Origin of the sequence: Reichenbachiella sp., assembly GCF_039944555.1 — a bacterium.
In the GTDB taxonomy this organism is placed as follows: domain Bacteria; phylum Bacteroidota; class Bacteroidia; order Cytophagales; family Cyclobacteriaceae; genus Reichenbachiella.
This window is the reverse complement of sequence record NZ_JBDUYN010000016.1, coordinates 271,859-284,200: the sequence shown is the minus strand read 5'-3', so window position 1 is coordinate 284,200 and position 12,342 is coordinate 271,859. Positions and strand designations below refer to the sequence as shown.

Sequence of the window (12,342 nt, the reverse complement as noted above, 5' to 3'; positions counted from 1 at the left end):
ATCAAAAGCTGAAAATGCCCGATTCACTTCTTTTTATCTAGCTTTGCAAGATGGCAGTGGAGCATGAATTGAAGGATTGGCTTCCAATTACAAAAAAAGAATTGGAGGCACATGGTTGGGAGGAACTGGATGTAGTTATTATATCCGGAGATGCTTATGTAGATCATCCGGCCTTTGGAGGGGCGGTCATCGGGAGAATTATACATTCTGCCGGGTATAAGGTGGGTATCATTCCACAACCGAATTGGCAAGATGACTTGCGTGATTTTAAGAAATTTGGAAAGCCCAGGTTGTTTTTTGGCGTCACCTCTGGTTGTATGGACTCTATGGTGAATCACTACACTGCCAATAAAAGAAAGCGATCAAACGACGCCTACACGCCAGGAGGTGCTGCGGGGTTTCGACCGGACTATGCGACCATTACCTATACCAAAATTCTAAAGGAACTCTATCCTGATGTCCCTGTTGTGGTAGGAGGAGTGGAGGCCAGTCTAAGGAGAGTAACTCATTATGACTATTGGTCGGACAAGCTGATGCCTTCTATTTTGGTAGACAGTGGTGCGGACCTGTTGGTATATGGCATGGGCGAGCAGCCGCTTCGTGAAATTATGAACTTGCTTGGCAAGGGCGTGCCATTTCATCAACTGACTAGCATTCCTCAGACGAGCTATAAAACACCTCGAAGTGAAGAGGTCCCAAAGAATAAAAACTGGAAAGACATTACGCTCAGTGCTCATGAAAAGTGCTTAAGGGATAGCAAATCCTATGCTGCCAACTTTAAGCATGTGGAGCAGGAATCCAATAAGCTCCGTGCGGACAGAATTATTCAAGCGGCCGGAGATTACCAGGTGGTAATCAACCCACCCTACTACACCATGACGGAGCAAGAAATTGATCAATCTTTTGACCTGCCATACACCCGATTGCCGCATCCGAAGTACAATAAGCGTGGCCCAATACCGGCTTACGAAATGATTAAGTTTTCGATCAATATGCATCGCGGATGTTTTGGCGGTTGCAGTTTTTGTACCATATCGGCACATCAGGGTAAATTCATAGCCAGTCGGAGTCAAGAATCAATCATGAAGGAGGTAGACGAAGTGGTGAATATGCCTGATTTCAAAGGATACATTTCGGACCTTGGTGGTCCTTCGGCCAATATGTACGGACTGAAGGGGAAAGTCCAGGAGATTTGTGACAGATGTGTGAGCCCATCCTGTATTCATCCTGTGATTTGCAGCAACCTGGATACAGATCATAGTTCAATGACCGAAATCTACCGAAAGGTGGACAAGCACCCTAAAGTAAAAAAAGCATTCGTAGGTAGTGGCATTCGCTATGACTTGCTGACCAAGAGTTACAATAAGGAGGCGAATGACAGTATCGATGAATATATGGAGCAGTTGATTACCCGCCATGTCTCAGGAAGGTTGAAGGTAGCACCTGAGCATACGGCAGATGATACACTCAAAATCATGCGAAAGCCCTCGTTCAAACACTTTCATGAGTTTAAAAAGAAATACGACAAGATCAACGAAAAGCATCAACTGAATCAGCAGTTGATTCCATACTTTATTTCGAGCCATCCTGGCTGCAAGGAGGAGGATATGGCTAATCTTGCGGCGGAAACCAAAGACATGGGATTTAAGCTGGAGCAGGTTCAGGATTTTACACCGACTCCAATGACCGTAGCTACTGTGATTTACTATTCGGGTTATCATCCTTACACGATGCAACGTTTGTTCACCCCCAAATCTGAAAAGGAAAAGCGCAACCAGCATATGTTCTTCTTTTGGCATAAAAGTGAATACCGTCAAAGAATCAAGGATAAATTGAAAAGCAAAGGTCGCGAGGACTTGATCGAGCGTTTGTTGAACAGCAGACCGCCTCAAAAGAAATTTGCTCAGAAAGATACTAGTAAGACCACCGTTTTTGATAAGAAAAGACCATTCTCAGGAAAAAGAAAGGGTAAAAGCAGGAAAAGGTAGACTGCTTTTTTCGAACTCTTGCAGGGTTCCAAATTTTATTTGATTTTGAGGAAATTATGTATGTTGCGGTACTGAAGCAACGCAACCAACCCATGATTTACCTAAAAAGAAGCCTTATTACGGGGATACTTTGTCTTTTCGTTTTAATTTCAGTCCAATCACAGAATACACCTACTCTCAATGAGGCCCAAAGAATAAAGCACCAGGCTGAAGTTCTGTATAACAATTCCAAATTGGATAGTGCCATTTTAAAATGGCAAGCTGCCGCTGAGTTGTTTCTCAGCTCAAAAAAATACAGTCAATATGTTCATTGTATTAATGAAGTAGGATCGACTCAGTCAGAATTAGGACGTTTTGAGTCGGCTGAATCAACCTTAGAAAACATTCTTATGATTGGGAAAAATCACCTAGGCGATACGGCGCGTGAAGTTGGCAAGAGTTATTATTATCTGGCCTCTTGTCAGGGATTTAAGGGAAACTATGAGCCAGCACTTGTCAACCTGAAATCTGCTCTTGTCATTGCCAGAGAGAATAAAAAGGACCGCACGGACGAGGCTGTAGTATTGAACGGGTTAGGTAGAATCAATTTCTTTTTATCCAATTATAATGAGGCCCTTGATTATTTTGGCCAAAGTCTGGATATTCTTCGGGCTCATGATGGGGATTATAACCAAATAGCCGGAGGCTATATCAATATGGGTAGTATTAATCTCATGAAAGGCCATTACGGCAATGCTGTGGCCTATTATGAAAAGGCACTTCAATACATTCCGGAAGATCTTGAGAACCAGCACAAAGCCGGTGTCTATAATAATCTTGGGTATGCTTACTTTGAACAAGGTGAATTAGAAAGCGCACTCCTTTATTACCTAAAATCCCTGACTATGAGAAGGTCGTTGCTTGACGCTAATCATCCGGCGATTGCCTCCAGCCTTGTAAATGTTGGCAACATACATTATAGGCAAGGAGCTCCAGATTTGGCACTTCAATATTATCAACAAGCCCTGGATATTCGGAAAGAAACCTTAAAGGCCGATCATCCGGAGATCGGACAAAACCTCATGAATATTGGTATGATGCATGATCTGCTTGCAGATTATCCAAAAGCTGAGATGTATCTGAAGGAGGCAATATCCAATTTGATCATAGGTGCCGGAGCCGGACATCAGTTTGTTGGTGATGCATATTTAAATCTGGGTAGCACTTACAGAAAACAAAATAAAAGTGTGTTGGCTGATAGCGTATTCCAATTGGCTTTGGAAATATTCGTGAGCAAGCAGAGCACTAAAGATATTATTTCTATTCATCTGGAGAGAGCAAGATTGATGGAAAAGGACCCGCAAATGGCTTTGAATTATACTGAGATAGCTCTTGCCGCGCTTTTTCCCGAATGGGAAACCATGAAGGGCGGTGAAATTTTGACTCAGATTTCCCCATCAAATTGCCATGATCTGCTGAAAATATACAAAGAAATGGCTGGTGCTTATGAAAACATTTACGTCTTGAATAACGGCATAGAGCAACTGGAAAATGCCCTGGCAATTCGAAAACTTTCAGTGCGATTGTTAGACATGATGCGACTGAACTATCGATCAGATATATCCAAAATGTATAATGATGAGTTGAATAGAATTATTTATGAAAAAGGCGTTTCGGATGCACTTCAATTGGGAATAATTAAGAAAGAAGCCACTTATAACGAGGAGGCATTTTGGTTTATTGAGAAGGGAAAGGCAAGTGTTTTGCATACCAATTTGGTTGAGTCAAAAGCAAATAAAATCGGGGGAGTCGATCCGGGTTTACTTGAAAGACTACACAGCAATAAGAAGCAGCTGACATATTTGGAAAACGAACTTATATCTGTGGATTCAATGCATCAAACTCCCATTCGAGAGAAAATCTTTGAATTGGTAAGGGGTTTTGATGCTTTGAAGGACTCGGTTCGGATGGCCTTTCCAGATTATCATCAACTGACTCAGCAAATCGACGTTCCTACTGTGCGCGACATTCAAAATACATTGGCTCCGGACGAGGCTGTACTTGAATATTTTATAGGAGAGTCCGAACTAACAATTGCCCTTGTCACTCAAAACCGATTTGAATTAGAACTTATCCCGGATGTCGAATCCATCAAATCGAACGTAAAAAGTATCTACAGGGCCATCAATAAAAGAGACAAGGGACGTTTCCGGGAGTTGTCCATGGCATTGTATTCTAACTTGTTAGAACCTGTCAGAGGGCACTTGGCGGACATAAACGAACTAAAGATTATTCCACACGCAGATCTTTGGTATTTACCTTTTGAATCGCTGATCACCAATGATACGAATGACGATAAGTTGGCGGATGCCTCGTACCTCATTGCGGATTTTGTGATTAGCTATCATTATTCTTCTACGCTTTTGACGGGACATCAGAGAGTGATAGATTCAGATAATCAATCGTTGTTGGCATTTGCACCAGTGTTTAAATCTAGTGCGATTAATAGAATTGAAGATTCTCTTCGTTATTCGAGCTTTTATGAAAAGTCCAATAGCCATGATTATCTTGACGTCTTGCCGGAAAGCGAACTCGAAGTTGCCAAAATAGCGCGTGTATTTGAATCCAATGGTCAACGCGCATCAGTATTCTTGCACAAACTATCTACTGAAGAGAAATTTAAGCTGAATGCCAGAAACTACTCTTTTGTGCATTTGGCTACACATAGTTTTATTGATGAGGAAAAACCTAATTATTCAGGAATCTACTTCTCAAAGCCAGATTCTTTGGCCATTCATAATGAAGATGGGATCCTTTTCGCCGGCGAGTTGTACAATCTAAATTTAAATAGTGATTTGGTCGTGTTGAGTAGTTGCGAAAGTGGAATTGGCAAATTGAATCGAGGCGAAGGCATGCTGTCTCTAAGTAGAGGATTCTATTATTCAGGAGCCAAACAGGTGCTGTACTCGCTATGGAAAGTATATGACAAGTCTACGAGCGAATTGATGGTGAGTTTTTACGACCACTTGTTAAACGGTAGTCCTACGGCTAGTGCGCTACGTAAAGCAAAACTGGAAATGCTAAAAAGCAAAACCAGCTCCTTTCCAAAGAACTGGGCTGGTTTTGTGCTTTTAGGAAATTAGGATGGGCTTCAGAGATTGGAAGTCTGTCCTGTCGTTTAAATTATTAAAATTCTAATTCACCACCACCTCCACCGGCAATTGCCTGTATGGTTTTGAATTTTGGAACGGTAGAATTGTCATCTGTCACTCTCAATTCTATCGTGAAGTAATAGTTCGTATTATTGTAGCTAAATTCCTTTTCATAGGTCTTACCCGTGTACTTGTGATATCCGTTTTCATACCATTTGTAAGTTTTGTTTCCTGACCCTCCGGATGAGTAACCGGTCCAGCGATACTTGAGTTTTGCTGGATTCTTTTTTGTCGGTAGACTGATGCTTGATGGTCCGGAAATGGAAGCTGTCAGAGGAGAAGCTGTACTCACGGAAAAGCTTCTTGAGGCTGAGTAAGCACTTGGCCCACTAGCGGAATTTGTACGCACCTTCCAGGTATGACTGCCATTACTTAGGCCGCTCTTGGTGTAGGAGGTGCTTGCAGTAGTATAAGTTCCGCCATCAATATTGAGGGTATAACTCGTAGCCCCAGTCACGCTACTCCATGAAAAAGTCGCACTCGAACTGGAGAGGGACGCTCCATTGGCAGGGGAAATCAAAGTAGGTGGCTGAACTGTCACGGGGTTGTAGTGCTTGTAAATCACTTCCAATGATTCGGGATTGTTCCCACCTGAAAATTGAAACCCAACACTGCTCGGTTTGTAGGCAATTCTTACATCGGGCGCATTCGAACTATGAAAGTATAATTCTAAGGCATTTTTAAAACTCGCATTTCCCAAATTGTCCAATGTATACACACGATATTCTCCTTGATCATCTGATCCTAAATTGAAATAGTAAGAATGACCACTAGCATCATTTATATCTCCGCTCCAATTAAACTTGTTGCCTTGCCCATCTTTGTAAAATTCTGTGCTCCTTGGATGCGTAAGAGTTATTGCACCTGTCTCGAGGTTTTCTACATAAACGTCTCTGTTGCTATTCAGCTGATTGCCGTGATCAAATTGAATAAGGATTTCATATGGAACTTTTTTTAATACGGGGCCTCCTCCCTCTTCATCTACAAAATCTTCCCGGTAGGCTGCGCCTTTTTCCGCCTCTGGTTCTAGCTGCCTGTCCATTTCCAGGCTTTCTTCGATACAGGATTGAGCGAAGATTAGTGCTAAAAATGTAGTCATGTTTAGCGATACTTTTTTAATTGATTGAATCATAATTTACTTGGTTAGTTTAAAATAGTTTTTGGGTCAATTGTCCCGGTATACTTGTTATAGTAGGAGATGTGAAAAAAGTGTGACAGTATTTTCTGATTTTTTTCAAAAAAATAATCAACCATAGAATTTTGATTGATTTTTAATCACAATTGCTTAATATTGAATGACTTAACCAATAGGGAGACAACTAATTATTTGTAATTTCTTGCTTTCCGGCAGCATGAAGACACTAACCACCGATCCGCATATTCAGATCAAGGAGGCCTGTGAGAGGGTTTTTTTAAAGCGCTACCGAATTCGTGACGAAGATGTGATATACAATGCGATGACCAGTATCATAGAGAGCTATGAGCGGGTGAATGATACTATCAAAAATTTTGAAGCATGGCTTATCGGTGCGATTCATCATACCTACTGTGACTATATTTTTCAAAAAAACAGAAGTAAAATGTTCGTGAATTATGATCAGGTGGATGATCAATGGGTTCGCAGAGAACTGGTGGAAAGTGAATATGATATGAACCTAATCACGTCGGAAATAAACAAACTGAAGCCTCCGTATGTGGAAATTGTTAAGAAAAAATTGCTTGAAGGAAAATCGCACAGGGAGATCGCCGGAGAAATGCAAATGAACGAAGCTACTATCAGAAAATACTACTCTCGATCTCTACCGAGATTGAAAGAACGACTGAGGCTTATTACTTTGATTGTTTTGATGGCTCCATTTCTAATATGCTGATGGAAGAGAATAGGCACATATCATCAGAGGAAATCAATGGTCTGGTTCAGCACGAGGCAGGAAATGAAGAGTTCATTCAGTTGGATGAAGAGCGAATAGAAAAAATCCAGAACCATCTGTTTCAATGTGAGGATTGCAATAAACAGTATGTACTGTCCAAAAAGGCCTATGTAGAGATTGCATCTGAATTTGAAAAGAAGGAATCGAATAAGGCCTGGTACTGGGTGGCTGCGGCCGCTGTTTTGGTTTTGTCTTTTTATTGGTTGAAACCGTCAAATGCATATCAAGATGAAATGCTACAGGAAACGGCTTCAGTGAAAAAGGATACCGTGCGGGAAAGGAATAAGACTTCAGAGCTGGCCGAAATAGTAAATGATGAACCGGATGAAGTTGAGCTACCTAAGCCTAACCATCAATTGTTGGCTGCTAACTTCGAACCCAATGAGGAGCTGGAAGCACTGATCAATAACCCGCTGAGAAGTGAAAGCCTGAAAATAATCAAGCCGATGGATAGGGAAAAGCTGAAAGACAATATTCAATTTGAATGGTCTAGTCAGGAGGACGTGCGGTTGACACTGAAAGTCATGGGCAATCAGGAAAACGTGGTTCATCAAGAGCAAGTCAAAAACGGAACTTATAAGCTAAATAGGCCCCTATCTCCAGGGCGTTATTATTGGAGTCTGGAAAATGAAAAAGAAGTCCTGTTTTATGGTGCTTTTCTCTATAAGTATGAATAGTAAAAACACAGCTCTGGCCTATGTTGCTTTTAGCTTATCCCCATTCCGTTCTGAGTCACTTCATTGGGTTGAATTAGCCTAAGTTTACCATCGTGATCTTCGGCCATCAAAATCATACCCTGGGATTCTATACCCATAATTTTTCGTGGGGCCAAATTCATCAGGATGGTCACCTGCTTACCGACCATCTCCTCTGGAGAATAGTGTTTGGCAATGCCACTTAGGATAGTGCGGGTGTCAATACCCGTGTCCACTTTAAATTTTAGCAGTTTATTGGACTTGGGTACAGCTTCGGCTTCCAGAATGGTGCCTGTTCGCATATCCATTTTCATGAAGTCATCAAATGTCACTTCTGATTTTTGAGGTGCTACTTCCACGTCTTCTGCTTTTTGATTGTCGGAATTAGATTTTTGCAATTTTTCTACTTGTTCTTCCACAAGTTTGTCTTCTATCTTTTCAAATAATAAGGTTGGCTTCTCTATGTTCTGTCCGGCCAGTAGAATGTCTGCTTTTCCAGCATTATCCCAATTTTCGTCGTCCATGTTGAGCATGGTGGCTATTTTCTCCGAAGTTCTAGGTAAGAATGGTTTGCATAGTACGGACAAATTAGCAGCGATCTGTAGGGCTACGTTCAATATGGTTGCCGTTCTTTTTTCATCTGTTTTTATAAGCTTCCAGGGCTCAGTATCCGCCAGATATTTATTCCCCAATCTGGCTAAATCCATTAGATGGGCAAGAGCTTCTCTGAACCTGTATTTTTCAATACTTTCTGAGATTTTTGAAGGATAGGTTTCTAATTCTTTGATAACCTGGTTATCGACTCCCTCCCACGACGCTGCCGGAAGTTGCCCATCAAAATACTTGTGCGTAAGTACCACGGCACGGTTCACAAAGTTGCCGAAAATAGCAACCAATTCGTTGTTTACACGAGCCTGGTAATCCTTCCAGGTAAACTCACTGTCTTTGGTCTCTGGTGCAATTGAAGTAAGTACATACCTCAATTCATCTTCCTTCCCAGGAAACTCGTCCAAATATTCATGAAGCCAAACGGCCCAATTTCTGGAGGTTGAAATCTTCTCTCCTTCCAGGTTTAGGAACTCATTTGCGGGGACATTTTCCGGTAAAATATATTCACCATGTGCGTGGAGGATCGCTGGAAAGATGATGCAGTGAAATACAATATTGTCTTTGCCAATAAAGTGGATCAAGCAAGATTCGTCGTCCTCATTGGCTTGTTTTTTCCAAAAGTCTTCCCAGTTTTTATTGTTGGCTTTCGCCCAATCTTTAGTGGCAGAAATATACCCAATTGGAGCATCCAACCAAACATATAATTTCTTTCCTTCGGCCTTTGGTAACGGTACATCCACACCCCAATCCAGATCTCTGGTCATGGCTCGTGGTTGAAGACCTTCTTTAAGCCAAGAGCTACACTGTCCGTAAACATTGGTTTTCCACTGTTCTTTTTTGCCTTCTATGAGCCACTTTTCTAACCATGGCTGATATTTATCCAATGGAAGATACCAGTGCTTTGTCGTTCTGAGTACTGGTGTTTTACCGCTTAGTGTGGATACAGGATTGATTAATTCAGTCGCGTTGAGAGATGAACCGCACTTTTCACACTGATCGCCATAAGCAGCTGGATGACTGCATTTTGGGCAAGTGCCTGTTACATATCGGTCCGCAAGAAATTGTTTGTATTCTTCGTCATAAAACTGCTCCGACTCCTTTTCGGTGAATTCTCCTTTTTCGTACAGATTCAAGAAAAATTCCTGGGAGGTTTTATGGTGAATTTGTTCGGACGTACGATGATACATATCAAAGGAAATACCAAACCTTTCAAAAGTGTCTTTATTTATTTGGTGATACTTGTCGATGATTTGCTGAGGAGTGGTTCCTTCTTTCTTTGCCCGTAAGGTAATTGCAGCTCCGTGCTCGTCGCTACCGCATACATATGCTACCTCCTTGCCTCTGGTTCTCAGGTATCGTACGTAGGTGTCCGCTGGCAGATAAGCACCTGCAATATGACCAATATGAAGGGGGCCGTTCGCATAGGGAAGTGCGGAAGTAACTGTATATCTTTTGAATTCTTTTTGCACGAATTTTTTTTCGGCAAAGATAGAAATATTCGAAAGCACCGGTACGGATTTCAGACTTATTTAAAAAGGCATGTTCAACTCAAAAGATTTCTTGGTATCTTATACTAAAGCATCAATGGATGACAAATGCGCACAAGCTTAATTTCTTTGTTGAATAAAAATGGATACATGGTTTATCAATCCGATGAATACTTTATTGTCCGTAAGAAGGTCTTTACTTCATGGGGTTTTTTGATGCTTTTTGTTTCGCTTGGATTGTTTTGTTTAATTATGAGTATTCTGATTATTGATATAGAAATTATAGACGGGATCGTAGTTGCCTCAATAGGTGTGGTTTTGATAATTGCACCATTTTTCAATTATTTAACCGCCACATATAGAAGTTTGGTAATTGATCGACACAACAAAACTATGTTGTTTAGGTCCGGCTATTCCAGAGCCTATCTATTTACTGAAGTAAAAGACGTAAAGCTGGAGGTACAGGCGAAACACTCGGATACCAATGCTTTTTCAGATTCGAATAAGGAATTTCACTATACAATCACTGCCTATATGGTTCGGGGAGACAAGGAGGAATTGTTATCGTTGAAATTTAGAAATGAAGATAATGAACATCAAATGTTTGACCTGAAAGATTATTTTCAGACGCTGTTGACATATTACAGCTAATACTTGAGGTGAATGTTTTTTCTGGTAAGTGCATTGATTATAAAATCAGGGTTCTGATGATCGATAGAGATAAAAATCAAGCTACTACCCTGCAAAATAGCAATGGCTCCAAAATGTCCGGAATATCCATGCCAAAGATTCAGTTTCTTCTCGTAAACCAATTCTGTGTCTGAATCATTTACGTGTTTGGCAATTCTTTTTTTTGCTTCAATTTCGGCCTTATCAACGGACTCTACCAGGATTTGGGAAAAGATAACTTTCTCATCGTGGATATTTTTTAAAGATAGAAAATGGATAGTGGGCTTCTTTGTGCCGTCTTGCACTAATTCAAAGCCATCCGGTATGTTGAAGCGAATACCAAGTCCTTCATTTTCATAAACAGGTTTTTCCAAATAATAAGGAAGTACTTGGTTTGAAACGGAATGTGTTTGACCCATAAGCCCAAAAGATTCTACCTGGATAGCAGTCAGTTTGGGAAGGTCTGCTAAGTAAATATGATTTAATGCACGACCAGGCCTGTACTTGTATAGTGCAATTTTAAGTGCTGAGTTAGATTGAATAATTGATGACATATCCACCGTAGTCCACTTTCTTTTTTTGGCAATCTCCACCCAATACCGAGGATGCCAAAACCACTGATCATAAGCGTATCCATACACCAATCTCGAAGGAATGCCAGCGGCGATGGTCAGCTGATTTAAGGCGAGTGCGGCATATTTATCTTTCGTTTTGCAATAACCGATAAGAATGCTCAAAGCTAGTTCTTGACTCTGAGTGCCTTGTAAAAGAGAATCTGCTAACGCTACTGCTTTTGCTTGAGTCCAGAAATGCTCTTGAGGAGTGAGGTAAAGCGATTCAGGAAGACTAATTGATGGGGAAACGTCGGTGACATTTACAGTCTGGTACCCGCTGTCAAGTAATATGATCTCTTGATTCTCCTGATCTAGGGATAGAGGGTTTTGGTTATCGATTACATGAATTTTCACTTTAACCGAGTTGATTTGTAGTGGATCTGAAAATCGTATATTCGATTTCAGGTTGTTTTTATTAAAATGATTGGACTCAAAAAATTGGGAATTTTTGGGTCTCTGAACTTTCGACAAACTGATTTTACCAAAAGCTGAATTTAGTTCTTTAAAGATCAAATTGAATTCGCTATCATAAAAGCCAATGGTAGAGTTGGTAGAATCCAACGATTCTCTTACTAGTCTAAGCTTTTGAGCATCCTTAATAGTGAAGGCTACCAGTTCACGACGTACCTGCATTGGTTTATTGAATTCGGCGACAAAGGTCCAATACTCGAATGCCGAACCAACGGTATCTAATATTTGGGAGGACATTCTTCTTATTTTTTCGGGCCCAATCATTGGGGGATGACTTATTTGTGCAGCCGACCTACTGATTCCATTGATTCTAATAATTGAATCTTCTTTTATCAAAATTTGATATCGAAGGGTGTCTGCAAGTACATTGAACCACCTTACTGAATTGAGCTCACCTGAATCTGATTCAACAAAATGTACCTCCTGGCTAAATTTAATAGCACCTTGAACCGTTTTGATTTGAAGATTTAGCGAGGAAAAAGTATGTGTGTTCTGATCAAATTCTATGGACTGATGAAAACTGCCAATTCTATGTTCATCTAATTTGACCTGATACGCATGATTCTGTGCAATCGAAAAGCTTCCAACACAAGATAGACACAGTAAAAGCAGTTGTATTTTCATTCAGACCATTGATAACCATCAACAGAACAATATAAATAAAAAAAAAGCACTGATACCTCAGTG

General features: G+C 40.7%; 8 protein-coding genes. 5 read left to right on the top strand and 3 right to left on the bottom strand.

Going from position 1 to position 12,342, the window contains the following annotated elements:
* Positions 1–50 precede the first annotated feature (50 nt).
* Positions 51–1,988: a YgiQ family radical SAM protein gene (locus tag ABJD64_RS23595; RefSeq protein WP_348181320.1), complete on the top strand. Its 1,938-nt coding sequence runs from the start codon at positions 51–53 to the stop codon at positions 1,986–1,988.
* A 92-nt stretch (positions 1,989–2,080) separates the two neighbouring features.
* Complete coding sequence (locus tag ABJD64_RS23590; RefSeq protein ID WP_348181319.1) at positions 2,081–5,110, top strand: CHAT domain-containing tetratricopeptide repeat protein; 3,030 nt, start codon at positions 2,081–2,083, stop codon at positions 5,108–5,110.
* A 43-nt stretch (positions 5,111–5,153) separates the two neighbouring features.
* On the opposite strand, the gene ABJD64_RS23585 is transcribed toward ABJD64_RS23590, so the two are convergent.
* On the bottom strand, positions 5,154–6,278 hold the full coding sequence (locus tag ABJD64_RS23585) for a hypothetical protein (RefSeq protein WP_348195323.1): 1,125 nt from the start codon (positions 6,276–6,278) through the stop codon (positions 5,154–5,156).
* A 253-nt stretch (positions 6,279–6,531) separates the two neighbouring features.
* On the opposite strand from ABJD64_RS23585, the gene ABJD64_RS23580 reads away from it, so the two are divergent.
* Together ABJD64_RS23580 and ABJD64_RS23575 are read left to right on the top strand one after the other, a co-directional pair.
* Positions 6,532–7,050 (top strand): sigma-70 family RNA polymerase sigma factor, encoded by a 519-nt coding sequence (locus ABJD64_RS23580; protein ID WP_348181317.1) that lies wholly within the window; start codon positions 6,532–6,534, stop codon positions 7,048–7,050.
* Positions 7,050–7,787 carry a hypothetical protein gene (locus ABJD64_RS23575; RefSeq protein WP_348181316.1) on the top strand — a complete coding sequence of 246 codons (738 nt, stop codon included), beginning with the start codon at positions 7,050–7,052 and terminating at the stop codon, positions 7,785–7,787. The genes ABJD64_RS23580 and ABJD64_RS23575 overlap by 1 nt, the downstream gene beginning before the upstream one ends.
* Before the next feature lie 29 nt (positions 7,788–7,816).
* Here ABJD64_RS23575 and metG read toward each other — a convergent pair whose 3' ends face one another.
* A complete protein-coding gene (gene metG, locus ABJD64_RS23570) occupies positions 7,817–9,922 on the bottom strand; it encodes a methionine--tRNA ligase (protein ID WP_348181315.1) in 2,106 nt (701 codons plus the stop codon).
* A gap of 87 nt (positions 9,923–10,009) precedes the next feature.
* Between metG and ABJD64_RS23565 the strand changes: the two genes are divergently transcribed.
* Positions 10,010–10,552, top strand: coding sequence for a hypothetical protein (locus ABJD64_RS23565; RefSeq protein ID WP_348181314.1), 543 nt, complete (start codon positions 10,010–10,012; stop codon positions 10,550–10,552).
* Here the strand turns inward: ABJD64_RS23565 and ABJD64_RS23560 are convergent.
* A complete protein-coding gene (locus ABJD64_RS23560) occupies positions 10,549–12,279 on the bottom strand; it encodes a transglutaminase domain-containing protein (RefSeq protein WP_348181313.1) in 1,731 nt (576 codons plus the stop codon). The two genes, ABJD64_RS23565 and ABJD64_RS23560, sit on opposite strands and share 4 nt — an antisense overlap.
* Positions 12,280–12,342 lie beyond the last annotated feature (63 nt).

Excerpts from the sequence above, each read along its gene's own strand:
- ABJD64_RS23585 (WP_348195323.1), bottom strand. The coding sequence starts at position 6,278 with ATGACTACATTTTTAGCACTAATCTTCGCTCAATCCTGTATCGAAGAA.
- ABJD64_RS23565 (WP_348181314.1), top strand. The coding sequence starts at position 10,010 with ATGCGCACAAGCTTAATTTCTTTGTTGAATAAAAATGGATACATGGTT.
- ABJD64_RS23580 (WP_348181317.1), top strand. The coding sequence starts at position 6,532 with ATGAAGACACTAACCACCGATCCGCATATTCAGATCAAGGAGGCCTGT.
- ABJD64_RS23575 (WP_348181316.1), top strand. The coding sequence starts at position 7,050 with ATGGAAGAGAATAGGCACATATCATCAGAGGAAATCAATGGTCTGGTT.
- ABJD64_RS23590 (WP_348181319.1), top strand. The coding sequence starts at position 2,081 with ATGATTTACCTAAAAAGAAGCCTTATTACGGGGATACTTTGTCTTTTC.
- ABJD64_RS23595 (WP_348181320.1), top strand. The coding sequence starts at position 51 with ATGGCAGTGGAGCATGAATTGAAGGATTGGCTTCCAATTACAAAAAAA.
- ABJD64_RS23560 (WP_348181313.1), bottom strand. The coding sequence starts at position 12,279 with ATGAAAATACAACTGCTTTTACTGTGTCTATCTTGTGTTGGAAGCTTT.